Source organism: Galbibacter kalidii (assembly GCF_026241135.1).
Taxonomy (GTDB): domain Bacteria; phylum Bacteroidota; class Bacteroidia; order Flavobacteriales; family Flavobacteriaceae; genus Galbibacter.
On sequence record NZ_JAPFGA010000006.1, the window covers coordinates 77,362 to 103,481 of the forward strand.

A 26,120-nucleotide genomic window follows, 5' to 3' on the forward strand; every position below is an offset into this window, starting at 1 on the left:
TTAATAATTAAAATCTTGCGTTTACACCAAAGGTAAATGTCCTAGGTCTTGGAAAAGATGTATAGTCAATTCCGGCACTAGGAATACCACTTCCAAAATCACCGGTAGAAGAGGATACTTCCGGGTCCAAACCACTGTAGCCTGTAATTAAAAACAAGTTCTGACCTGTTAAAGACAATCGAAGTGATTTAAGGAATCCTTCATTGTTTACAGGTACGTTATACCCAATTGAGGCGGATTGCATTCTCACAAAATCCCCTTTTTCCAAGTACAATGTTGAAACCTCCTGCGATTGGTTTTCTAATCCTGCAGGGGTTACATTCCGGGTAGTCTCAAAAGTGGGTCGGTTTAAGAACGCATTGGCTGTATTGTTGTATACATGAAAACCAAACTGCCCTGCAAAATATGTTGAAGCATCCCAGTTTTTATAGCTTACATTCAAAGAAAGACCGGCATTTACATCAGGAAGTGCATCTTTTCCAACAAATACTTTGTCATCTGCATTAAAATCAGGATTCCCATCTGCATCTTCTGCGTATTCCGCCATATAGTATGAGAATAATGACATTCCTTCTCCTAATTTTTGCGCAAAGGCATCTGTAAGCCCCGGACCGTTTAACAATCCAAAGTCGGCAGTTGTACCTTCAAGACCTTCAACAGTATTATCATTATATGCAATATTGAAAGAGCTAGAGAAGGTTACATCGTCTGTCTGGATGAAATCATAATTTAGGGCTAATTCTACACCTTGGTTTATCACTTTTCCGTTTTCAAGGTTTTTAAATGTAAACGGATCGAAAGCCGGTGCGGCTGCAGCCTGTCTAAACAGTAAATCTTTGGTCTCTTTTCTATAAAAATCCAATGAACCGTTAAAACGATCTAAATCGATACCAAAATCAATTCCAAGGTTCAGGTCTAATGTAGATTCCCATTTTAAATCAGGGTTTTGAACTGCAACAGTTTCTATTCCTGGTCTAGTTATAGTACCTGCATCAGATATTCCCGGTTGGGCAAAACGACCTCTTTTTAAATAGTTGGCATATCCTAAACCTTCTTGGTTACCAGTTACACCGGCACCAATTCTAATTTTTAAGGTTGAAAAGGCAGGACCTACAAAATCTTCTTCGTCTAGTTTCCACGCCAAAGCACCTGAGGGGAAGAAACCATACTTGTTATCATCAGCAAACCTAGAGGAACCATCGGCACGTAAGGTGGCGGTTAATAAAAACTTCTCATAAAACGTCAGGTTAACACGAGCGAAAAACGATTGTAATTCGTCTGTGTTGTCAAAAGTATCTGCCCAAAGCGCTCTATAGTTCTTAACGATGTTATCTGATAAAGACCCTGAATCGTCAAAAGGAATAATACTGTTTACAAAACTTGTACCTTCATCATCATAACCAAATTGTTGGTATGGACCATCTATAGAATTACGTGCACTGTGAACAGACTCTTGTAAAAGGTCTCCCATTTGGTCTAAGTTATTAGACGAAACGCCCCAACCTTGTGAGTTAAATCCACTTCTTCTAAAGTCTTGGAATGAATATCCTACAAGGGCATCTAAAGAAATGTTCGAAAACTCCTTTTTATAATTTAATGTTCCCTCTAATAGCTGACTCTTAACATCAAGGGTGTTGAAAGCTGCTTGTCCGTTTCCAGAAACACGGTTTAAATTATTTATATCGGGAGTAACAGCAGTAATGGCTTCAGCACTCGAATTATCGTAACCAACAGTTACTTTTGCAGCTAGTTCAGGTACTATATCGTATTCAGCAGAAAAGTTTATAAGGAATCGGTCTGTAATGGTTTCCGATTGAAAATTTTCCAAATAATTAGCTGGGTTTAATTGGTTTCCTTCTAGAAAAAACTTTGGATTTTCAGGCCAAGACGGATTTGCAGAATAGGCAGCACCTATTAAATTACCACTCGCTCCTGAGGTTCCACTAATTGGAGGCGCTTCATCGTTGACCCTCGAAAGAGTTGATTGAAGGCTTAATTTTAATTTGTCATCAAAGAGACGTTGCATTGCATTAATCCTACCTGTTATACGATCTTGAGATGATTTTTTTATTACCCCAAATTGTTGACCATACCCAAAAGTAGCTCTAACGTTACCACTGCCATAATTGTGTGAATAAGAAAGATTTTGATTACGAGATGCTTCTGATTGGATGATATAATCTTGCCAGTCGGTATCAGCACCAAAATCATTATCATCTGCTATTTGTTGTGACCTTAGCTGTGCTGTAGTATTTAAAAATGTTTCAGCATCAAATAAGTCATAACGCTCAGCTGGATGATAAAAGCTTACAGAAGAATTGAATTCAAATACTCCTCCTTGTCCGGCTTTACCACTTTTAGTAGTGACAATTACAACACCATTTGCTCCCCTTGATCCGTAAATAGCGGTTGCCGATGCATCTTTTAATATCGACATACTTTCTATGTCGGAAGGGTTTAAGAAGCTTAATGGGTTACGGGTCGAGTTTGCCCCATTAATAACATCACCTCCTGAAGGTGTAGTTGATTCACCAGAGATAGGAACCCCATCAACAACAAATAAGGGATTGTTGTTGGATCTTATGGAGTTTGATCCACGAATCCTGATTGCTACTCCGGCACCAGGCTCACCACTGGCCTGTGCAATTTGCACACCGGCAGTTTTACCTTGGATTAACTGTTCAGGAGAAGAAATAACACCTTGGTTAAAGTCTTCAGAAGTTACAGCAGATACAGATCCGGTAGCATCTTTAACAGTAGTTGTACCATAGCCGATAACTACTACTTCACCTAATGCCTGTGCATCTTCTTGAAGGGTGACATTGATAGTTGAGCGTCCGTTTACGGGAATTTCCTGTGCACTGAATCCGACATAGCTGAATACCAGAACGGCGTCAGCGCCTACGTCGTCTAAAGTGTAATTTCCGTCAAAATCAGTTTGAGTCCCGTTGGTTGTTCCTTTTACAATGACATTGGCCCCGGGTAGCGGACCGTTTTCGTCTGAGACTGTTCCATTAACAGTCTGTGCTTTGACCATGCTGAAACATAAGAATGCTCCGACAAAGGCCAAGCCTTTCAGAAAATTGTTCTTCATACAATTAAATTTTAAAGTTCAAATAGTTAGCTCTATTAACATTCTCTCAAAGTTTTCAATGTCCTTAGTTAGCTTGCGTTGAAACTATGAGGTTTTGAATGTTAAATATTTCCAAATATATGTGAAATTATGAAAAAAATTAAACTATAAATGTGTTTTTTTCATTTTTTACACACTTTTTTCGTTAAAAATATAAAATGTGCAATTTACATTTATAGTAAATAAATTGAAAATGAAAAAGGTTGTCTAAAAAGCCTTGGCAAATTGTTTTATCAGTCTGAGCTTGTCGAAGACGTATTGAACTTCAATAAATTATACTTCGATAAGCTCAGTATGACAATTCGTTGTATCTCTTTTTGAGACAACCTTTTTTATGTAGAACAAAATAATAAATGCATTATGTTACTGTACATCAGCGATAGACCAAATGGCATATCCATTGGCTGGTGCTTCAAGAGGAGCCTCACCACTTTTGGATGTTTGGGGTGTAGTTGAAGTGCTTGAGGTGTAGTCTATCAGGTAACTGTTATTCCATTGTGTTTGCACCATGCGCTTTTTTAAACTGCTCGAAGTATTGATGTATAAGATGAGCCCCGGATTTTCAGCGGTTCCTTTTCTTTTCATGATATATTCATCATTGTCAGCATACACAATTTCAGTTTCCCCGGTGGCAATACTGTTATGGATTTTGATGAGTTGTTTGATAGGGGCTTTAAACGCATCGTTTTCAAAATCGGAATAGAAGATCGTTGGATAACCGGGATGGGTCAAAATATAGGCGTAAGCCTTCAATTTATTGTCAGCAGCAATATGATTATCTGCATTTTCATCCTTTTCTGTGTCGTGATTGGCGGTAAAAGTTACGGCTTTATCCGGATGGGTTTTCCAGAGCATTTCCTGATCGAGGTAAGTAAGATCGTTATATCTGTCCATAGCTTCCTCAAGTTTGTAAAAAGTAGAAAAATCAAAAACACCGCTTCCGGTCTCGTCGGCATAATCTGCCAGTACGGTTGCATTGCCGTCCCAGAGTTCGCTTACTGAAAAACCGCCTACTTCTTCCAACCACATTTTAACCACCCAAGGCTCGTAACCCAGGACATAATCAAAGCGCCAACCATCAAAACCCATGACATTTTTATAGTATTTTGCTACGGAATTGTCATTTTTCCACAGCCAGTTCTGAACGTACTCCTGATTGTGGTCGAGATTTTGTTCCGCATAGAACAAGCTACCGTCATCATAAGAGCTGGTACTGTTCGGGTAGAAATTCTCATAATTCCGGTTGAACATTCCCGATGCGTTTCCGTGTTCTTCATCAAAAAGGGTATAGGTGTTTTTATCGCGATACGGATTGTACTCTTCCCCGCCTCCGGAGTTGTGGTTGATAACAATATCAGCGATAACCTCAAGTCCGTTGTTGTGGGCTTCAGCAATCAGGGTTTCCAATTCTGTTCGGCTTCCAAAACGGGTTTCTACAGTACCGTGTTGTTCAAATTCACCAAAATCGAAATAATCAGAAATATCATATCCCATGGAATACCCTCCCGATTGTCCTTTGGTAGCCACCGGAAGCCATAAACGATCAATCCCTGAGGAAGCCCATTCATCCAGCTTTCCGGTAAGGAGTGTCCACCATTCACCCCTAGGCTCTACATCCCAGTAAAAAGCTTGCATCATCACACGATTGTTGTTGTCGTATGCTGAAAGATCGATGGCCCTTATTTCTGATGGTTCAGGGTTTTCATTTTGGAGAGGATTTTCGGTTACATCATTGTCACTTGAACATGAAATGAACATAAGACCAAAAAGAAGGCCGAGGGAGTAATAAAAAGTTTTCATTTGTTAATATTTATTTGTTTTTCAATGGTCAGATGGAATGCCCCGATTATCATATCGGTTGGTATCTGAAAAATTGGTTATGGGCATTTCATAAGTGTATCGTTATGTTTGGTTAATGTGATTTAAAAACCTCACAGGTTCTGATGTGTCTGTGAGGTTCACATTAAATACTAACTTACTAACTGTTAACTATTAATATTTAGTTTTGAGTGAGGGAATAAGTCAATTCTTCCAGATTGATGGTCACAGCATAATTGCCCGCGGTTACTTCAATATCAGCGCCATTAAGTTCTAATGAACCGTCGGCTCCGTCATCACCATAGTTTACATCCCAAGCATTGTTGGAGCGAAATTTGATCAGACCATCTACGAGATCTACGCTGTTGTTGTACCAAACGGCTCCGTCACTGGCATAATCCAGTTTTAGTTCAGCATCGGGACCGTCCCAACCATTGGGCGCAGCACTTCCCACGATACCCCAAAAGTCGATGGCTTCGATGGTATAGGTAAGGTCTTTTTCGTTGAAAGTAACCAAGTAATTTCCTGCACTTACAACAATGTTAGAGCCATTGAGTTCTAAAGTGCCATCAGCTCCATCATCACCATAGTTCACCGCCCAATCGTTGTTTTGTCTGATCTTGATTTCACCATCGGTCAAAGTAACCAAGGCACGCCATTGGTCTGAAGACGGGTCGTATTCAAACTCTACATCCGGTCCGTCCCAACCATTAGGTGCGGCACTACCTACAATACCCCAGCTGTATGGCTCAATGGTATAGGTAAGGTCGTTGATGTTGAATTCAATTTTGTATGTTCCCGCAGTAACTTCAATATCGGCACCCCCTTCTTCAAGGGTTCCATCGGCTCCATTGTCACCATAATTCAGAGCCCAATCATTGTTTTCGCGGAATTTTATTAATCCGTCAATCAAAGTGGTATAGGCAACATACACTCCGTCTGTTCCTGTTTGATAGAACGGAACATCCGGGCCATCCCAACCGTTAGGTGTTGCACTTCCTACTACTCCCCAAGTAGTGCTTAGATCCAATACGGTGGAATATGGAGTAACAGTAAGGCTTACGGGCGTTGAGGTTACCACAGACGAACTGCTCAAACGAGATTCTACAACTATATCTATAGTAGCTTCTACATCGGGCTCAAGCTCCAAATTTAATAATCTGGAGTTTAGTTCTGACCCTGTAAAAGTCATGAAAAGATCTGATCCGGCAGGAATGGTTTGGGCCTCTGCAAAATCACCTCCGGCTATATCAAACAATATCCGGTAGGTAGGTGCATTAGAAAAACCGAAATCTGGCTCAGTCCAGGAAACGGTAAGTGCTTCATCCGCAGCAGTTTCTTCGGTAAGTACAACCGAGTTGGTTGAAAGACTTACCGTAGCGTTGGCATTGGAATTTATCATGGTGTATTCCCTGTCATCGCAAGCGGTAAATATCAATACGATACTTAAAAGGAATACAGCTTTATTTAGTAGTGTCTTCATTGTGTTATTTTTTAGTAACCTGTATTTTGTGTTAGGTTTGGGTTAACGGTCAATACACTTGACGGTAATGGGAACAGATTAAGGTGTTCACTTACTGAAATACCACCGGGTTCATTTCCTTTGAAAGGCCATAGGTAATCACTGGTAGTAAACAGGCTGTAACGAATCAAATCGGTACGACGCTGTCCTTCCCAGTACAATTCACGTGAACGCTCATCAAGGACAAAATCAAGGGTTAGATCTCCTGAAGTGATATTACCTGTAGTTCCTCCATAGGCACGGGTTCTCAATTCGTTAATTGCATTTACAGCTGTGTTCAGATCACCGCCACCACCTCTGAGGCTGGCTTCGGCGTAGTTCAGATAAATCTCAGCCAAACGAATAATTGGCAGATCAGTAGAAACAAATTCGCCACTGCTGTCATTCCCTTGATTGCCGTTAGAATCAATGTTCTTGAATTTTGTTATGGCATAACCATCAGTAAAAGTGGATATATCTTCTATTTCCAGATTCTGACCTTCGGTGTGGAACATAGCTCTCATGTCTTCGGCTTCAAACTTGTTCACCAAAGATTTTGTGGTACGCATACCGCCCCAGCCACCATTTACACCAAAATCACCCGGTACCATATCGCCACCAATAGCTCCGTGTACTAAAAAAGTCGTGCCTCCGTAGGTAGTGGAATTAATACCGTCAAAATTAAGGGCAAAAATGAATTCGTTTTGAGCACCGTTGGTATCGTTATCTGCTAAAAACAACTCATCATAAGCCGTCCCATTGCCGTTAGCGTCAGTGGTGTTGATGCTATAGGATGAATTCATCACCCTTTCTGAATACGTTACACAATCAGCATAACGATCTTCTCCAGTCCAGCTCTCGGCATTGAGATACAATTTTGAAAGGAGTGCCCAGGCACCTGCTTTGTCTATTCTACCATAATCGGAGGACTCGGCCAAAAGGTCTTGGATTTCCAACAATTCAGATTCAACAAAAGAAAATATTTCGACTCTTGAATTTTGTGCCGGTAATTCAGTAGTAATCTCTGTTATCAAGGGCACATTGCCATACATATCCATAAGGTTGTAATAGGCAAATGCCCTTAAAAATCGGGCTTCTGCAATATAATTCTGCACTACATTGTCTTCTAGGACAGAAGCATTGTTTATAAAAGAATTGCAAAAAGATACTTCCTGTGCCAATCGGACATACATAGCTTCCGTGAAATCGTTGCTACCAGACCAATACTGACCGTGTAAATCGGGCAGACCGGCATCACCCCAACCAATAACAGCATGGTCTGTGGTGAGCTCGTTCAGGTTAAAGAGCATCCTTGAATACTGCGAAAATCCTTCATCTATATCTGCAATATCGGGTTGTCCTGCAGGTCCTTCCTGACCTGTAAGGGCCAAACTGGCATATAGTTTTGCCAAGGCACCGTAAGCTTGGTCTGCGTTGGCGAATACGTCTTCCTCAGTAAAACTGTCCGGGTCTATTGGGGATTGGTCTAAATCGTCGTGACAGGACACAAACGATACCAAAACCGCAAATAAAATGTGTTTTATAGTCTTCATCTTTTTCTTCATTTTTTTGTTAAAAATCAACATTTACTCCCAATACAAACGACCGTGGTCTTGGGTAGAAGTTATTGTCAATACCCCCGTCGATTTCGGGATCTAGTCCGTCGTAATCAGTTACAGTCAATACATTTTGTAATGAACTATATATCCTTATGCTGGTATTTTCTATGGCTTGGTCTAAAGTATAGCCCAATGAGATGTTGTCTATTTTGAAGAAAGAAGCCTCTTGAACAAAATGGTCACTCAATGCATTGGGGTCTGAATAGTTTTCAAATCCGGTGTTGAAATAATCAGCGTGGATGTTGTCCAGCATACTCAAGTCGGTTACCCCGGCTAGGATTCCTCTACCGGCAAATACGTCATTATACATATAATTACCAAGGCTGGCACGTGTTTGTGCCGAAAAATCCCATTTTTTATAGTTTGCATTGATATTGAAACCCATAAAGATATCAGCATTCGGACTATTGAAGATGTACTTGTCCTGATCGTTTATCATACCGTCTTCGTTTCTATCCACATATACACCCTCTATAGGTTTTCCGGTTTCGTCATACACTTGCTGATAAACAAGGAAGCTTGCAGCTTCTTCACCTACCCGATGTACTTGAGCGAAGTTGCCTACACCGGATGAAATACCTCCTGTTGGTTGATCCACAGAAAGTTTTGTGATCTCATTGTCGTTATAGGAAATGTTGTAGTTGAGTGACAGATTGAAATCATCCCTTCTGATGGCATCAACATTAATATTGAATTCAATTCCTCGATTTTCCATGTTACCGATATTGGCATCGATACGATTCCCAAAGTTGGTAAAAGGATCCACAAGTGAAGAAGCGATTAGATCTTCAGTATTACGGATGTAAGCATTTACCAAACCGGATACACGGCCGTCAAACAGGCTGTAATCCAAACCAACGTTGAAAGTTTTACCAACTTCCCAACGTAAGTTCTCGTTAATAGGCTCAGGGCGATAGGTTTGATAGAAACTATTGCCAAGTTGATACCGGGCACTGTCGGTACTACCTGTATAACGTGTCAGGAAGAGGTAATCTCCCAAACCGTTTACGTTGGCAATTTCACCGTAACCTACACGTAGTTTCAACAAGTTGAATGCAGAGTCTTCCATAAAGGATTCGTCGCTTATCTTCCAAGCCAAAGCTACCGATGGAAAATACCCCCAACGATCTTCCGGATTCAGTTTTGAAGAGGCATCGGCCCTAAAAGAAGCCGTTAATAGATATTTTCCTTTGTAATCATAGTTTAGCCTTCCAAAATAAGACAACAGTACATTTTTACTTTTGTCTATAAATTCATATTTCAATCCGTCTTCCTGAGCTTCACTGTCATAACTTTCGTTGTCATATTCAAACGATTGGTAGGAATGCCCAGCCACAAAGGAAATGTTATGCGTGTCGTTTAATGTTTTTGTATAAGTGGCATAGGCATCAAATAAAAGATTTGTCGAAATGTTCGAGTACCTGTTTAAAGAACCGTTCCAAAGCATATCGGAGGTAGGCATTAATTCTGAAACTATACGCCTTCCGTTGCTATTGGATTTATCGATACCCACGTTTACTGTAGCGGTTAAATCAGGAAAGAAGTGTAATTTGTAATCTACCTTACCATTTACTACAAAGCGTCTTACTTCGGCACTGTCGTCAATCAGATCCAACAAGGCCACCGGGTTGGTGGGTGCTTGACTGTTTTGGGTCACACCGTCTGGATTAAGCCATGCATAATATCCAAAGGGAGAGTTTTCATCAAAAACACTTTGTGTAGGATCAAATTGGATGGCACTACCTATGGCACCTCTGTCTGCAAAAGTGTTTTCAATGTACATTCCCCGGGCGTTGAGCTCTAGTTTTAGGTGGTCGTCCATCAATCTGGGTGTAAGGTTAATTGAGGCTGTTCCTCTACTGAATTCATCACCTTTTAGGATTCCTTCGTGATTTGAAAAACCTGCAGACACTCTCATGGGTATACCAAAAGCACTTCCCAAAGCACTAACGTTGTGGTCTTGCCCTACAGCAAAGGTGTAGATTTCGTCTTGCCAATCGGTGTTGGCATTACCCATCCTGGCAGCAGCATCGGGATTGTCCAGACTTAAAACCAGTTCCCTGAAACGGTCGGCTTCCAATACATCTACAGTTTCTGTTACATTATAGATTGTGGTCTGTGAGCTGGCATTAAACTCAAACTCATGTTTTTTTCCTTTTTTGGTAGTAATTAAAATTACGCCATTGGCACCACGGGATCCATAAATAGCTGTTGAAGAGGCATCTTTAAGCACCACAAAGCTTTCAATATCGTTAGGATTGATAAAGTTAAGTGGGTTTCTGGTGCCTCCTACACCTGAATTATCGAGTGGAATTCCATCAACAACAATTAGCGGAGAACTGGTTAACGACAAGGACCCCATACCGCGGATGGTAATTTCCTGTCCGTCACCCGGAGCACCACTACCCGAAGTTACGTTAACTCCGGCTACCCTACCGCTAATAAGTGATTGGGCCGATACAATGGGGCCTTTATTAAAATCTTCAGAGGTTACTAAATCGGTAGTACCGGTAAGGTCTTCCTTTTTAACCGATCCATAACCAATAACCACAACTTCTTCCAGTTGTTGGGTGTCTTCTTGCAGTGCTACATTCATAGTGCTTCCTGCAACTACTTTTTCAGTAGTAGTGAATCCGATATATGAAAATTGAAGTACATCTCCATCGTTGGCATTGATTTCGTATGCACCGTCAAAATCGGTCGTAGTTCCAGTTGTACTTCCTTTTACAAGGACATTCACTCCCGGAATAGGTGTTCCCGTAGCGGCTTCTGTTACCACACCACTAACAGTTTGCTGTGCAAAGACCCCTAAGGGAATCAAAAACAGCAATAAGTTTAGTTTTTGTAATATTTTCATCTGTTCTTTTTTATTGTTTTGTTTGTCAGATGGAATTCGCCATAAAACATATCGGTTGTTATCAACTTAAATGTTATGGCTCATTTCATAGATAAATTAGAATAATTAGATCTGTTTTGTACTTGATATTTTTACTTCTCGGTGTTAAAACTATGTAAATTTTAAGTGAAGAAATGCTTAGAAAGCCCGTGGAACGCTACGAAAACGGTTTAGTGTTAAAAACTTTTTATTTTTTAACACTTCGAGTCCTTTTAAAGCTGCAAATTTTCATATCCATAATAAAAAAGGACGCATACTGATGAATTATTAATTTTTAAGTTTTGAACTAGAGATTGTTATATGCTAGAAAACCGTACTTTTGTAGGAATTTGATATAAAATCAACTGCCTCGGGAAATCCATGAGGTATTAAAAGGGGCAAACCTTAATTCATTTCGATGCAGACCATCGGGGAAACTTGCCTAACGGCAGTCAGGTAAAACCCACTTAGTGGGATTCAACTCAATTTATATGAAAAAGAAAATGACTATAAAGGAACTCGCACGAGAGTTGGATGTTTCTGTTTCCACGGTTTCAAAAGCCATGAGAAACAGTCCTGAAATCAGTAAGGATACCATTGAAAAGGTGCAGGCTTTTGCAAAACTGTACAATTACAAGCCGAATAACATAGCACTGAGTCTTAAAAACAAAAAAACCAAGAATATTGCGGTGATCATTCCCGAGATCGTTCACCATTTTTTCACCTTGATCGTGAGTGGGATAGAACACAAATCCAATGAACTGGGCTATAATGTTATTGTGTGCTTATCCAATGAGTCTTTTGCTAAGGAAGTGATCAATATGGAGACCATGGCCAACGGAAGTATAGACGGCTTCCTGCTGTCGTTATCCAAGGAGACCCTTTTGAAGAAAGACTTTCAGCATTTAAGGGAAGTCATCAATCAAGGAATGCCTTTGGTGATGTTCGACCGCGTTTCCGAAGAAATTTATTGTGACAAAGTGGTTATTGACGATGCAAGGGCTTCTTACAATGCCATTCAACATCTTATTTATACCGGATGTAGGCGTATAGCATTGATCACCACAGCCGATTATGTCTCCGTAGGTAAATTGCGAACCTCCGGATATATCAATGCTTTAACAGATGAAGGGATTGAGGTAGATCCGAATCTTATTGTGAAAGTCGATGATATCGGGGAACTTGAACAAAAGGTAAAAGAATTGTTCGACACTCAAAGTTTTGACGCAGTTTTTGGCGTAAACGAAATCTATGCCGTTGTGGCAATGCGGGAAGCTCACAACAGAGGCTATAAAATCCCGATGGAAATGAGTTTTATAGGTTTTAGTGATGGAATTTTATCCAAATACGCCTATCCATCACTAACGACTGTAGTGCAACACGGTTATGAAATAGGTGAAAAAGCGGCTCAACTGCTTATAGAAAGGTTAGAAAATGAGGAAGAAGATGAGAATTTTAAAACAGAAGTCATCAAAACATCTTTATTGGTTCGGGAATCTACAAAACCCGTTTAATAGCCATTTGATTAGATTGTTACAAAAAAAGTAGTATCTTAGCCCACATCAAAACTTATATTTTTACTTCTCAAACATTTAATTTAAGTTTTGATAAGTCATAGCGCTTATCGTACTATAAATCAATAAATTACGATAATGAAGAAGCGTATTTTAGGTTTCTGGGAAATTTGGAACATGAGTTTCGGTTTCTTGGGGATTCAATTCGGTTTTGCCCTTCAGGGAGGCTTTATGTCCCGTATCTTTCAAACACTTGGAGCCGATAAAGACAGTATTCCTTTGTTGTGGATAGCAGCACCACTAACCGGATTGATCATTCAACCCATCATTGGATATTTAAGTGACAAAACATGGCACCCCAAACTGGGGAGAAGGCGTCCTTATTTTCTTATAGGAGCTATTCTCAGTTCGTTGGCCTTGTTTTTTGTGCCTCATTCACCTGCTTTATGGGTAGCTGCGGGATTTTTATGGGTTTTGGATGCTTCCATCAATGTGAGTATGGAGCCTTTCAGGGCACTGGTAGCCGATAAACTTCATGAGTCACAACGTTCCTATGGTTTTGTGGTGCAAACCCTTATTATCGGGATCGGAACGTGGATAGCCAGTAACCTGCCTTGGTTGGTCAACAGCTTGGGTGTAAGCAATGAGGCTGCTCCGGGAGTGGTACCCATGTCTGTAAAAGTGGCTTTCGCTATTGGGGCTTTTGTGTTTATCACCAGTATTCTTTATACCATTTTTACTACGGATGAATACCCACCGGAAGACATGGAAGCTTTTAAAAAGATGAAGAAAGAATCCAAAGGGAATTTTGTAAAGGATATCATAGAAAATATAGGAAAAATGCCTCCAACGATGGTGAAACTGGGCGTTATTCAATTTTTTAGTTGGTTCGCTTTTTTCGCGATGTGGAGTATGGCCACACCTGCGCTTACAGAACATGTTTATCAAGCACCGGCACCAATAGAGAAAGCGTATAATTTTGAAGATACACAACAGCAAGAAGCGTTTAGTACAGCCAATAGAAAATATCAAGATGCATCAGATAAAGTAGGTTCTGCAATGGGAGTTTACGGATTGTCGTCCATGGTATTTGCCTTAGCGCTTACGTTTTATGCTTCCAGAAAACGGGTAAATAGAAAACTGACCCATATGGTTTCCTTGATCTTAGGAGGAATCGGTTTTATATCGATGTATTTTGTCCCAAGTCCGTCGTTTTTGTATGTGAGTTTTATACTGGTCGGAATTGCCTGGGGAAGTATTCTCTCCATGCCGTACGCCATGTTGTCGAGTTCTATCGACGCAAAGAAAATGGGGGTTTATATGGGCTTGTTCAACATGTTTATCGTAATTCCGCAAATTGTGGCGGCCCTTGAAGGAATCAACTTCACTTATAAACTGTTGGGGGATGAAACCATCAACGCAATGATCATAGCTGGGATGTGTTTGATTATCGCCGGATTTTCAAATCTTCTTATTACCAATAAAAAAGCAATTGCATATACATTAGATTAAAAAAATGAAGGAAAAGAAAGGATTTATATTCGACCTCGACGGCGTGATTGTCGATACCGCCAAATACCATTTTTTAGCGTGGAAGAATTTAGCTGAAGAACTCGATATCAACTTTACCGAAAAAGACAACGAACGTTTAAAAGGCGTAAGTCGGGTACGGTCGTTAGAGATTATTTTGGAACTCGGAAACAAAACACTTTCGAAGGAAGATTTTGATAACTACCTCGTTCAAAAAAATGAAGAATATCTGGACTACATCGACAAAATGGATGAAAATGAAATTCTACCTGATGTGTTGAAAACTTTAAAATTCCTAAAAGAAAAAGGTTACCACATTGTGTTGGGTTCTGCAAGTAAAAACGCCCGTAGAATCTTGAAACAGGTCAATCTGATTGATTATTTCGATGCCATTGTGGATGGCAATGATGTTTCCAAAGCCAAGCCCGATCCTGAAGTTTTTGTGATTGGTGCCACAAAAGTGGGTGTTGAGAATGAAGCTTGCGTGGTGTTTGAAGATTCCGTAGCCGGTATTCAAGCGTCCAATACTGCCGGGATGACAAGCATCGGTATAGGCAGCAAAACTGTTTTGGGCGAAGCCGATTATGTGTTTGCCGATTTTACGGAGATGAGTGATGAATTTTTAAATAAACTAATAAAATAACCCCTCAACTGCGCTCGGGGTGACAATGTCAGGTCGAGCGCAGTCGAGACCTATTAATTGAAAAAATAAAATGAATCAGGATTATATAGTTCCAAACGAATGGTCCTTAATTGAGGAAGGATTTAATGCAGAAAAAGTAAAGTCGTCCGAAAGCTTGTTCAGTATCGGAAACGGTGCCATGGGACAACGTGCGAATTTTGAAGAAACATATAGTGGAGATACTTTTCAGGGAAGTTATATTGCCGGAGTTTATTATCCCGACAAAACCCGCGTGGGCTGGTGGAAAAATGGCTATCCCGAATATTTTGCCAAAGTGCTTAATGCGCCTAATTGGATTGGAATCGACGTAAAGATTGATGGAGAAATGCTCGACCTTCACACTTGTAAATCGGTGAGTGATTTCCGTCGCGAACTCAATATGAAAGAAGGTTGGCACAAACGCAGTTTTAAAGCAATTTTACCTAATGATGTGGAAGTTGAGGTGGTAGCCACCCGTTTTTTGAGTTTAGACATGGATGAAGTAGGTGCCATCAATTACGAAGTAAAACCGCTTAACAAGGATGTGGAAATTACGTTTTTACCCTATGTAGATAGTGGAATTACCAATGAGGATTCCAATTGGGATGATAAATTTTGGGATGTTTATGAAGCAAATGTTGAAGATGATTTTGGCTATGTAGTTTCCAAAACCATGAAAACCGAATTTCACGTGTGTACGGGAATGATAAACCAACTTTTTGTCGATAAAAATGAAGTAAATGTAGCTCCCGGAATAGTGCAAACAGAAGCAAAAGTAAGTTTTTGCTACACCACTTCAGTAAAACAAGGACAAATGGCTTCTTTGGTAAAAATGGCGGGGTATGTAACCTCGATGAACCATTCACAGGATAAATTAGTCTCTGCTTCAAAAAGTGTTTTGGAAAAAGCCATAAATCTTGGTTTTGATGCGTTGAAAGCACAACAAAAAGATGCTTGGGCCAACATTTGGGAAATGGCCAATATCACTATTGAAGGCGATGTAAAAGCACAGCAAGGGATACGTTTTAATATTTTTCAGTTGAATCAGACCTACCTCGGGAAAGACGCCCGATTGAACATCGGTCCGAAAGGGTTCACCGGTGAAAAATACGGAGGGTCGACCTATTGGGATACCGAAGCTTATTGCTTGCCTTTCTATATGGCAACTAAAAATCAAAGTGTAGCGCGAAATCTTTTGGAATACCGCTATAAACACTTAGAAAAAGCCATTGAAAACGCTGAAAAACTCGGTTTTTCCGGTGGAGCAGCTTTGTATCCAATGGTGACGATGAACGGAGAAGAATGTCACAACGAATGGGAAATTACCTTTGAGGAAATCCACCGAAACGGAGCGATTGCCTATGCCATTTTCAATTACCACCGCTTTACGGGAGATTACAGTTACATTCCCGAAATGGGATTGGAGGTGCTAATCGGGATTGCCCGTTTTTGGCAGCAGAGAGCTACGTTTTCAACTGCAAAAAACAAATATGTCATTTTAGGTGTAACCGGACCAAACGAATATGAAAACAACGTAAACAACAACTTTTACACCAACTATATTGCCAAATGGTGTATCGAGTATGCTTTGGGACAAGTTCACAAAGTAAAAGCCGAATATCCTTCGGATTACAAAAGGGTTATGGACAAGGTGAAATTGTTTGAAACCGAAATGGAACAGATGAAAACTGTGGCCGAGGAGATGTATTTTCCATATTCTGAAGAACATCAAGTCTATTTGCAACAAGATGGCTTTTTGGACAAGGAACTCATCACTGTGACCGATTTGGACAAATCGCAACGTCCGATTAACCAAAAATGGTCATGGGACAGAATCCTGCGTTCGCCTTACATCAAACAAGCCGATACCTTGCAAGGATTTTACTTTTTTGAAGATGATTTTACTGATAAGGAACTGGAACGTCATTTCGATTTTTACGAACCTTTTACCGTACACGAAAGTTCGTTGTCTCCTTGCGTACATAGCATTCAGGCAGCGAAGCTAGGTAGGATGGAACAGGCGTATACATTTTACTTGAGAACATCAAGGTTGGATTTAGACGACTACAATAAAGAAGTGCATCAAGGCTTGCACATCACTTCCATGGCTGGTACGTGGATGAGTATTGTGGAAGGTTTTGGCGGAATGCGTGTAAAAGACGATGTGCTGCATTTTAATCCGCAGATTCCGGAGCAGTGGAAAAGTTATTCGTTTAAAGTGAACTTTAGAAATCAGATTTTAAAAGTGAATGTAAGTCACGATGAAACTGAGTTTACAACGGATAATGATAAGGAATTAACGATTGTTGTTAATGGTGAAGAAAGAGTAACTTTATCTAGAAAAGTAGAAAAGATTTAAAAGAGAGGCTGTCTAAAAAAAAGATACTGAAACAATCCCGATAATTATCGGAACAAAATAAAAAAAATGAAAAAATTACTCATACTTACATTATTTATCACGTTTCAACTTTCAGCGCAAGTTGAAAAAATAGAACCGCCTTTTTGGTGGAGTGGAATGAACAACACCGAACTGCAATTGTTGGTGTATGGAGAAAACATTTCAGAACTTCAACCCGAATTTTCGGATGGTATTGCCATTGAGAAAATCAAAAAAGTGGAAAATCCGAATTACCTTTTTGTAACGATTGATACTGAAAATGTGAGTCCGAAGACGGTACAACTTCAGTTTAAAAAAGGGAAGAAAATTGTTCAGGAATTCGATTATGAATTTAAAGAGCGAGCTGAAAATTCCGCAGGAAGAAAAGGTTTTGACAGCTCGGATGTTATCTACCTCTTGATGCCCGATCGTTTTGCCAATGGCAATCCGAAAAACGACAGTACAAAAAACACCGCTGAAAAAGCTGACAGGGAAAACAATGGTGGTCGCCACGGGGGCGATATCGAAGGCATCATTCAGCATCTGGATTATATTGAAGAACTCGGCGCTACTGCTATTTGGAGTACACCGCTTTTGGAAGACAACGAGCCACGGTATTCCTATCACGGTTATGCGCAGAGCGATTATTACAAAATCGATCCGCGTTTTGGCAGCAACGACGATTACAAGCGTTTGGCCGATGAGCTTCATAAACGTGAAATGAAATTGTTGATGGATTATGTGACCAATCACTGGGGAAGCAAACATTGGCTGATTCAAGATCTGCCTTCCAAAGATTGGATTCATATTTGGGAAAACAGCAACCTTGATGCCAATGGTCGCGATGGCTTTCAGCGAAGTAATTATAGAATGACGACACAGTTTGATCCCAATGCATCACAAGCTGATGCCGAAGGTTGTATGAACGGTTGGTTCGACACCACTATGCCTGATATGAACCAAAGCAATCCGTTGGTGTTGAATTATATGGTACAAAATGCCATTTGGTGGATAGAATTTGCCGGATTAGATGGTTTTCGCGTGGATACCTATTCCTATAATGACAAACACGGTATAGCCGAATGGACCAAACGTATCATGGATGAATACTCGAACTTCAACATTGTAGGTGAAGTGTGGATGCACGATCAGGCGCAAATGGCCTATTGGCAAAAAGACAGTAAAATAGGTGCAATAGACGGTTACAACTCACATTTACCTTCGGTAATGGATTTTACGCTTCACGATGCCATCATGCAGGCCTTTGACGAGAACGAGCAAGGTTGGGATACTGGAGCCATGCGGTTTTATGATAATTTTGCCAACGATTTCTTGTATCCAAATATCAACAATTTATTGGTTTTTGCCGGAAATCACGATACGCAACGTATCCAGACTGTTTTTGGTGGCGATGTAAATAAATACAAATTGGCCATGACCTTGATTGCTACTGTTCGCGGGATTCCGCAGTTGTATTATGGCGACGAAATCGGAATGGAAGGTGATAAAGGCAAAGGCGATGGTGATATCCGTAGGGATTTTCCCGGAGGTTGGAAAGGTGATACAGATCCCGATAACTATCGGGACGCTTTTACTGCTGAAGGAAGAACTGAGACACAAAAGGAATATTTCAACTTCACCAAAAAACTGTTGAACTGGCGTAAAAACAAGGTGGTAATTCATTCAGGAAAAACCACGCATTATATTCCGCAGGACAATGTGTATGTGTATTTCAGATATAATGATGAGGAAACCGTTATGGTGGTACTGAACAATTCCGATAAAGAACAAAGTGTAGGTTTGAAGCGTTTTTCAAAGCATATTCAGGATAAAAAATTAGGAAAAGAAGTGATATCCGGACAAGAATTTACGCTGAATGAACCCTTGAAAGTGGAAGCCAAATCGGCACTAATATTTGAGCTAAAATAAATTCTTTGCGCCTCTGCGTCTTTGCGAGAAATAATATTACTTAAAACACGCAAAGAGAAAGCTAACAATTATGAAACAAACAATCGTATTAAGCTTATTAGTTTTATATTTATTTTGCACTTGCAAGACAGAAAAAAAAGTGAAAGAAGATAACAGCACAGACAAAGTGACCAAAAAAGTAGTCTATCAGGTTTTTACAAGACTTTTTGGTAATACAAATACCACTAACAAACCTTGGGGAACGATAGAAGAAAACGGGATAGGTAAATTTGCTGATTTTACTGATCAGGCTTTGCAGGAGATAAAAGAGCTGGGGATTACCCATATTTGGTATACAGGAGTGCCGCATCATGCTTTGGTAAACGATTATACACAATACGAAATTTCCAATGACGATCCGGATGTGATAAAAGGCCGTGCCGGATCTCCCTATGCAGTAAAAGATTATTACAATGTAGATCCCGATATGGCTGTGGATCCTGCCAATCGCTTGGAGGAGTTCAAACAGTTGATCGCCCGCACACACAAGACCGGACTGAAAGTGATTGTCGATATTGTGCCCAATCACGTAGCGAGAAAATATGAAAGTACCTCAGTTCCGGAAGGGGTAGAAAGTTTTGGTGCTTCGGATGACACTTCGGTAACCTATAAAAAGAATAACAATTTTTATTACAATCCCGGAGAGGAATTTGAAGTACCGGAATGGGAAAACGGTTATCAACTGCTTGGCGGGGAAAAACATACATCAGCTGATGCAAAATTTGTGGAGATTCCCGCAAAATGGACAGGAAACGGTTCACATCTTTCTCAGCCGAATTTTAATGATTGGTATGAAACCGTAAAGATCAATTATGGGGTTTCACCCGATGGTGATAGAGATTTTGATTCCTTGCCGGAAGGTTTTGATAAAGCATCCTACAAAAAGCATTTTCAGTTTTGGAAAGATAAGGAAGTACCCGATTCATGGAAGAAATTCAAGGATATTGCCTTGTATTGGGTGGAAATGGGAGTGGATGGTTTTCGTTATGACATGGCCGAAATGGTGCCGGTGGAGTTTTGGAGCTATATGAATTCAGCCATAAAAATGGAAAATCCTGATGCTTTTTTAATGGCAGAAGTCTATCAACCCGATTTGTACAGGGATTATATCCGTCTTGGGAAAATGGATTACTTGTATGACAAGGTGGACATGTACGATTCCATTGCTCATATTATGAAAGGTTACGGTTGGACAGATCACATTCCTGTAGTGCGGGATAAGTTTACCGATATTGAGCCGAACTTACTTTATTTCCTGGAAAATCACGATGAGCTTCGCTTGGCGAGTCCGCAGTTTTTGGGTGATGCCCGAAAAGCCAAGCCGGCCATGGTGACTTTAGCTACTATCGGCACCGGGCCTTTGATGATTTACTTCGGACAGGAAGTAGGGGAAGATGCTGAAGAAGATGGTGGTTTTGGTGATCCCGGACGCACATCAATTTTTGATTATGTGGGTGTTCCACATCATCAACGATGGATGAATGATGGGAAGTTCGACGGCGGACAATTATCCTCTTCAGAAAAAGAATTGCGTGATTTTTATAAGCGTTTGCTCAATTTTACAATCAAAAGCGAAGCTTTAACGGGAGATTCCCGTGAAATTCATTATTACAACAAAGAGCATACAGAAAATTACGACCACAGGGTGTTTTCTTTTGTGCGTTGGAAAGGAGATGAGAAACTTTTGGTTATTTCCAATTTTGATGCTGAAAATCACTGTGAGTTTGAATTGAAAATCCCAGAAGACATTATAAAAGAATGGGATTTGGAAGAGGGAAGTTATGTGTTGACCGATCAATTATTCGGAGAGCAAAAAGCAGATTTGATATTAAGAAATGGTAAAGGAAGCGTGAAAATAGCGCTCAATCCGTTGCAATCGTTTATTTTTAGACTTGATTAGTTTTAAACAGCCTGAGAAATGCGAAGAATCTTTTTTTGTAGTGTATTTTTGATGTTCATGCAAAGTTGTGAACAGATGAAACAAGAACCCATAGTGATTGGACACAGAGGTGCCAGGGGACATGTAATTGAAAACAGTTTGCCTTCGGTGCAAAAAGCACTCGACCTTAATTCCGATGGGATTGAGATTGATGTTTTTAAGATTGCTGATGGAACCATTGTTGTTTTTCATGATGATACAGTCGATAGGCTTACCGATGCAACCGGTCCGATTGAAAAATATACCAAAAAAGAGTTGGATACCCTTACTTTGGAAGGTGGAGTGAAAATACCTACGCTGGAGGAAGTATTGGATTTGATGGACAAAAAAGCAATGTTGAACATCGAGTTGAAAGGTTCCGGAACAGCCAAAGATGTAAACAGGATAGTGAAAAAATATATCGCTGAAAAAGGCTGGAAATTATCCGATTTTCTTATTTCAAGTTTTAAGTGGGATGAGCTAGAGGAAATGAGGGAAGTGAATGACGATATTGCGATAGGAATACTGACAAGTGAAGACCCCGTGGAGGCTTTGGAAGTAGCAGACGAACTGAACGCAGTAGCAATTCACCCCAACTATAAAAAATTGACTGCTGAAAATGTGAAAAAGATTCAGGAAGAAGACTTGAAAGTCTATGTATGGACGGTCAATAAGCCTTCAGATATCAAAACAATGAAATCTTTTGGAGTGGATGGAATCATTACCGATTTCCCGGAAAGGGTACAATAAGGTTTTGGTTATTTAAACCTTAACTTTTGCTTCAAATACGGTTAACGCTTTTCCTTTAATCTCTACTTTGTTATCAGCTAACTTTACCTTCAATTTGCCTGTTCGTTTTGATAATTGTAACGAATCCATTTCTGCCTTTCCCAGTTTTTCTGCCCATAAGGGAGTCAAAGCACAATGAGCCGATCCGGTAACCGGGTCTTCGTTAATGCCAACTCCGGGAACAAAACACCTTACTACAAAATCTGCCGGATAGGAATCGCTTTTGGCAGTAACCATTAAATGGGAAAATGCACTGGTTTTCATCTGTTCAAAATTGGGCGATGCATTTACTATTTGTAGTTCGTTTTCGGCGACGGCAACTACCCAATTATACTTGCTGGTGTAGACCTCAAGCGGCTGAAAACCTACAATGGTTTTAAAGCCATTAGTAGGGATGTCAATTTTGTTTAGCGGGTATTTAGGAAAAACCATTTTTATCCAATCCCCTTCCTTGGTGATGGTTAAATTTCCGCCTCGAGCTTCAAATTCTATGGTTTCATCCTCTTTTTTGAGTTTGTTTTGGTAAATAATATGCGAACTCGCCAAAGTAGCATGTCCGCACAAGGGCACTTCTTTAGTAGGGGTAAAATACCTTATCTGAAATTTTTCTCCTTTTGGAATCACAAAGGCGGTTTCGGAAAGGTTCATTTCCTTAGCCATGTTTTGCATCCACTGGGAAGAAACACTTTCGTCAACAATCATCACCCCGGCAGGGTTTCCTTTGAAAACTTCTTCGGTAAAAGCGTCTACCTGATATATGGTTTTGTTGTTTGTCATTTTATGGTTTTAATGAGAAATTGTTCATTATAAATGATATTGTAAATATAACAAATGTCTTAAACTGACCATCCTAAATCCCTACCTTTGCGACCATGATTTTTGATGTACTCATAGTTGGTGGCGGAGCTGCCGGGTTTTTTGCGGCTATTCAAATAGCGGAACGGAATCCGAACCTTAAAGTTGTTATCCTTGAACGTGGCAAAGAGGTACTGACCAAGGTAAAAATATCCGGAGGCGGACGATGTAATGTTACCCATGCTGAGTTTGTCCCCAACGAGTTGACAAAATCATACCCAAGAGGGGAAAAAGAATTGCGGGGACCTTTCCACACTTTTGCAAGCGGCGATACGATGGCTTTTTTTGAAGAGCGGGGTGTGGCATTAAAGATTGAAGAAGACGGACGTATATTTCCGCAAGCAAACACTTCACAAGCCATAATCGACTGTTTTATGGAGGAAATAAATAGACTTGGCGTAAAACTGAATACTCAATGTGGCGTAAAAAACATAGCACAACTTGAAGATAAAACCTGGAAATTAACAACAACCCAAGGCGAATTCTTATCCCGTAAATTAATGGTCGCTTCAGGAAGCAATCCTAAAATATGGAAGTTACTTGAAAATTTAGGTCATACCATTGTTCCCCCGGTACCTTCACTGTTTACTTTCAATATAAAAGACCCCAGAATCAACGGACTTATGGGACTTTCTACTCCGGCTACGGTTCAGCTATTGGACAGAAAAGGAGCGCCATTGAAAATCGACAGTACCAAAAAAAACATTGCCGGTGGACCTTTGCTTATCACACATTGGGGAATGAGCGGTCCGGCTATTTTGAAATTGTCCGCTTGGGGTGCACGGGTATTACACGAACACGATTATCAGTTTAAAATCAAAGTAAACTGGCTTCAACATTATTCTTTTGAGGAAACTTTAGAACAATTAAAAGAAATAAAAACCGATGAAGCCAGAAAAAGAGTCTTCAATACACGTCCGTTTGACCTGCCAAAACGTTTATGGTTCCGTTTTTTGGAAGAATTGGGATTTGATAAAAATGTAAAATGGGCAGAAGTGAGCCATCAATTACTGCGCCAACTGGCCAAAGAATTGACTGAAGCTGAATTTTCAGTAAACGGGAAGAGCACTTTTAAGGAAGAGTTTGTTACCGCAGGAGGGATAGACTTGAAAGACATTAATTTTAAAACTTTCCAGAGCAAACGGTGTGAAAATTTGTATTTGGCGGGCGAAGTTTTGAATATTGATGCTATCACCGGCGGATTTAACTTTCAAAATGCGTGGACAGGGGCGTTTGTTGCCGCACAGGATATATCAAAATAATATATTTTTTATATATTTGATATATTAATTATATATATTATGGGAAAGACAAAAAAACTGATAGAATTGGACGACAAGGCCATTAAAGCCCTTGAAAAACAGGCTAAATTGGAAAAAAGATCGCTTAAAAACTATATGGAATGGTTGTTGGAAGACACTGCACAGCGCTATAGCGAACCTTCGGAAGAATATAAAGCAATGATGGATGATATGTTGGAACGAATGAAAAACGATGAGATTAATTTTATATCTGTAGAAGAAGTGCGTGAAAAATATGGCTTATAAAATTATTATTTCACCAGAAGCGTATCGTGAACTTGATTTAGCTGAATGTTATTTTAAATTTAAAGGACTTTCAAAAGAATTTTTGGAAGATTTCAACATTCAATTAAGTTATCTAGAACAAATGCCATTGTCTAGACAAAAACGATATAAGAATATTAGAATTCACCTTTTTGATAAATTTTCATACTCTATTCATTATGTGGTCATGGGATATGAAGTTCGTGTTTTACACATTCTGAGTCAAAAACAGGGTTTTTAAACCGAAAATGCTTTATACAGCCTACTGCAAATCGATGTTAAACTTATTATCTTTGTGCAGATAAAGATATATGGACGCACAACAATTCATTCCAAACCCCTACATTTATTCCGTAGAGAAAGGGAAGGTTTCATGGCAATCGCCAAGTAATATTGCCTTGGTAAAATACTGGGGGAAAAAGCAGGATCAGATTCCGACCAACCCATCTATTAGTTTTACGTTGAATGATTGCAAGACGATGACCTCACTTACATTCACCAAAAAAGAAAATGATGGTAATTTCTCTTTTGAAGTCTATCTGGATGGGGAGAAAAAAGATAGTTTTAAGCCTAAAATCGAAACTTTTTTTAAGCGGGTGGAAAGTTACTTACCATTTTTAAAGGATTATCATTTTAAAATTGAAACTCATAATACCTTTCCGCATAGTTCAGGAATAGCATCATCGGCCAGCGGAATGAGTGCGTTAGCCTTATGTCTACTTAGTGTTGAACAACAATTGATAGATAAAGCTGTTAGGTCGGTCGCACCTGTCTCGACCAAAGCGTCGGGAGTCGAGACCTCAGGAAAAAAAGCCTCTTTTTTAGCGCGATTGGGCTCAGGAAGTGCTTGCAGAAGTATTGAGGGGAGCCTTGTGGAATGGGGAACGCATCCTGAAATTGAAGGCAGCACCGACCTTTTCGGTGTAAAATATCCGTATGAGGTGCACGAGGTTTTTCAGAATTATCAGGATACTATCCTGTTGGTCGATGTGGGGGAGAAAAAAGTGAGCAGTACGGTGGGTCATAATTTGATGCACGGTCACTCCTATGCCGAATCGAGATTCAAACAAGCGGGTGAAAATCTTTCAGCCTTAAAAGATGTTTTTAAAAGAGGAGACCTCGATCGGTTTGTTGAAATTGTAGAGAGTGAGGCCTTGACGCTTCATGCCATGATGATGACCTCCTTGCCCTATTTTATTTTGATAAAACCGAATACACTCCAGATCATTGAAAAAATATGGGCTTTTAGAAAAAGTACGGGATCGAAAGCCTGTTTCACACTCGATGCCGGAGCGAATGTACACTTGCTATATCCCGAAACCGAAAAAGATAAAGTCTTGCAATTTGTTCAAGGTGAACTCGTCGAACATTGTAAAGACGGAAAATATATTTGCGATAGTGTCGGATTGGGAGCTCAACCGATTATTGAGAATGAAGAATGAAAGATTTATAATGAAGAAGAATATACCCATATTAATATTTTTTATTTTAAGCCAAATTGGATTTTCTCAAGAAGGAAAATATTTTGGAGAAGAGTATGCTTGTACAGGAGTAAGTCCAATAAATCATTATTACTGGATTGATTTAAAAAAAGATAAGACTTTCGAATATCATATTTTTAATAATGACGATGAATTAAGATGCAAAGAGATAAAAGGAATTTGGGAGGTTAAAAATGATACGTTGTATTTGACTAAAAATAAACGAAAAAAGTATTACTATCTGATTTCGGTTGATACAATTAAAAGCCCAACACAAGATATTTTTCATAAAATAATGACTGGACAAGATAAGGATATCGTGAATAAAGGAATTGATGATTTTGGACTAGGAATCACTCAAATGATAAAATTAGATAAAGTACTTAAAGGAAAAACCGGTTTAACTCGTAAAGTAATAATGAGATGGAGTAATAAAAAATACTGTCGCTGATTTTGATTTCTGTAAAAGTAATATCTCAATTTTTATGTACCTTTGCAATGGTAAATGAAAGGTTT

Annotated in this window: 18 protein-coding genes; 12 read left to right on the forward strand and 6 right to left on the reverse strand. The window is 39.7% G+C overall.

Features of this window, described 5'->3' with window-relative positions:
• Positions 1–7: 7 nt before the first annotated feature.
• The 5 genes from OOZ15_RS08135 to OOZ15_RS08155 all read right to left on the reverse strand — a co-directional run bounded on the left by OOZ15_RS08135 (position 8) and on the right by OOZ15_RS08155 (position 10,928).
• A complete protein-coding gene (locus tag OOZ15_RS08135; RefSeq protein WP_265955699.1) occupies positions 8–3,094 on the reverse strand; it encodes a SusC/RagA family TonB-linked outer membrane protein in 3,087 nt (1,028 codons plus the stop codon).
• A 402-nt stretch (positions 3,095–3,496) separates the two neighbouring features.
• A complete protein-coding gene (locus OOZ15_RS08140) occupies positions 3,497–4,933 on the reverse strand; it encodes an alpha-amylase (RefSeq protein ID WP_265955700.1) in 1,437 nt (478 codons plus the stop codon).
• Between the two features lie 199 nt (positions 4,934–5,132).
• Positions 5,133–6,434, reverse strand: coding sequence for a SusE domain-containing protein (locus OOZ15_RS08145; protein ID WP_265955701.1), 1,302 nt, complete (start codon positions 6,432–6,434; stop codon positions 5,133–5,135).
• Positions 6,435–6,445: 11 nt separating this feature from the next.
• Complete coding sequence (locus OOZ15_RS08150) at positions 6,446–8,005, reverse strand: RagB/SusD family nutrient uptake outer membrane protein (RefSeq protein WP_265955703.1); 1,560 nt, start codon at positions 8,003–8,005, stop codon at positions 6,446–6,448.
• A 19-nt stretch (positions 8,006–8,024) separates the two neighbouring features.
• Positions 8,025–10,928: a SusC/RagA family TonB-linked outer membrane protein gene (locus tag OOZ15_RS08155; protein WP_265955705.1), complete on the reverse strand. Its 2,904-nt coding sequence runs from the start codon at positions 10,926–10,928 to the stop codon at positions 8,025–8,027.
• Between the two features lie 509 nt (positions 10,929–11,437).
• Between OOZ15_RS08155 and OOZ15_RS08160 the strand changes: the two genes are divergently transcribed.
• The 7 genes from OOZ15_RS08160 (at position 11,438) to OOZ15_RS08190 (ending at position 21,664) form a co-directional block, all read left to right on the forward strand.
• Positions 11,438–12,460 (forward strand): LacI family DNA-binding transcriptional regulator, encoded by a 1,023-nt coding sequence (locus OOZ15_RS08160; protein WP_265955707.1) that lies wholly within the window; start codon positions 11,438–11,440, stop codon positions 12,458–12,460.
• 138 nt (positions 12,461–12,598) lie between these two features.
• Complete coding sequence (locus OOZ15_RS08165; RefSeq protein ID WP_265955709.1) at positions 12,599–13,972, forward strand: MFS transporter; 1,374 nt, start codon at positions 12,599–12,601, stop codon at positions 13,970–13,972.
• A gap of 4 nt (positions 13,973–13,976) precedes the next feature.
• Entirely contained in the window at positions 13,977–14,633 is a 657-nt protein-coding gene (gene pgmB / locus OOZ15_RS08170) for a beta-phosphoglucomutase (protein WP_265955711.1), read from the forward strand.
• A 70-nt stretch (positions 14,634–14,703) separates the two neighbouring features.
• A complete protein-coding gene (locus OOZ15_RS08175) occupies positions 14,704–17,010 on the forward strand; it encodes a glycoside hydrolase family 65 protein (RefSeq protein ID WP_265955712.1) in 2,307 nt (768 codons plus the stop codon).
• 66 nt (positions 17,011–17,076) lie between these two features.
• Entirely contained in the window at positions 17,077–18,957 is a 1,881-nt protein-coding gene (locus tag OOZ15_RS08180) for a glycoside hydrolase family 13 protein (RefSeq protein WP_265955713.1), read from the forward strand.
• Positions 18,958–19,027: 70 nt separating this feature from the next.
• On the forward strand, positions 19,028–20,896 hold the full coding sequence (locus tag OOZ15_RS08185) for an alpha-amylase family protein (RefSeq protein ID WP_265955714.1): 1,869 nt from the start codon (positions 19,028–19,030) through the stop codon (positions 20,894–20,896).
• Positions 20,897–20,914: 18 nt separating this feature from the next.
• The gene (locus OOZ15_RS08190; RefSeq protein ID WP_265955716.1) at positions 20,915–21,664 is read left to right on the forward strand and encodes a glycerophosphodiester phosphodiesterase; all 750 of its coding nucleotides are present in this window, start codon (positions 20,915–20,917) and stop codon (positions 21,662–21,664) included.
• Positions 21,665–21,676: 12 nt separating this feature from the next.
• On the opposite strand, the gene OOZ15_RS08195 is transcribed toward OOZ15_RS08190, so the two are convergent.
• A complete protein-coding gene (locus OOZ15_RS08195; RefSeq protein ID WP_265955717.1) occupies positions 21,677–22,480 on the reverse strand; it encodes a PhzF family phenazine biosynthesis protein in 804 nt (267 codons plus the stop codon).
• Positions 22,481–22,575: 95 nt separating this feature from the next.
• Between OOZ15_RS08195 and OOZ15_RS08200 the strand changes: the two genes are divergently transcribed.
• The 5 genes from OOZ15_RS08200 to OOZ15_RS08220 all read left to right on the forward strand — a co-directional run bounded on the left by OOZ15_RS08200 (position 22,576) and on the right by OOZ15_RS08220 (position 26,055).
• Positions 22,576–23,820, forward strand: coding sequence for a BaiN/RdsA family NAD(P)/FAD-dependent oxidoreductase (locus OOZ15_RS08200; protein WP_265955719.1), 1,245 nt, complete (start codon positions 22,576–22,578; stop codon positions 23,818–23,820).
• A gap of 39 nt (positions 23,821–23,859) precedes the next feature.
• Complete coding sequence (locus OOZ15_RS08205; RefSeq protein WP_265955721.1) at positions 23,860–24,105, forward strand: hypothetical protein; 246 nt, start codon at positions 23,860–23,862, stop codon at positions 24,103–24,105.
• Positions 24,095–24,364: a hypothetical protein gene (locus tag OOZ15_RS08210; protein WP_265955723.1), complete on the forward strand. Its 270-nt coding sequence runs from the start codon at positions 24,095–24,097 to the stop codon at positions 24,362–24,364. The genes OOZ15_RS08205 and OOZ15_RS08210 overlap by 11 nt, the downstream gene beginning before the upstream one ends.
• A gap of 70 nt (positions 24,365–24,434) precedes the next feature.
• Positions 24,435–25,565 carry a diphosphomevalonate decarboxylase gene (locus OOZ15_RS08215; protein WP_265955725.1) on the forward strand — a complete coding sequence of 377 codons (1,131 nt, stop codon included), beginning with the start codon at positions 24,435–24,437 and terminating at the stop codon, positions 25,563–25,565.
• Positions 25,555–26,055 (forward strand): hypothetical protein, encoded by a 501-nt coding sequence (locus OOZ15_RS08220; RefSeq protein ID WP_265955726.1) that lies wholly within the window; start codon positions 25,555–25,557, stop codon positions 26,053–26,055. Before OOZ15_RS08215 ends, OOZ15_RS08220 begins: the two co-directional genes overlap by 11 nt.
• Positions 26,056–26,120 lie beyond the last annotated feature (65 nt).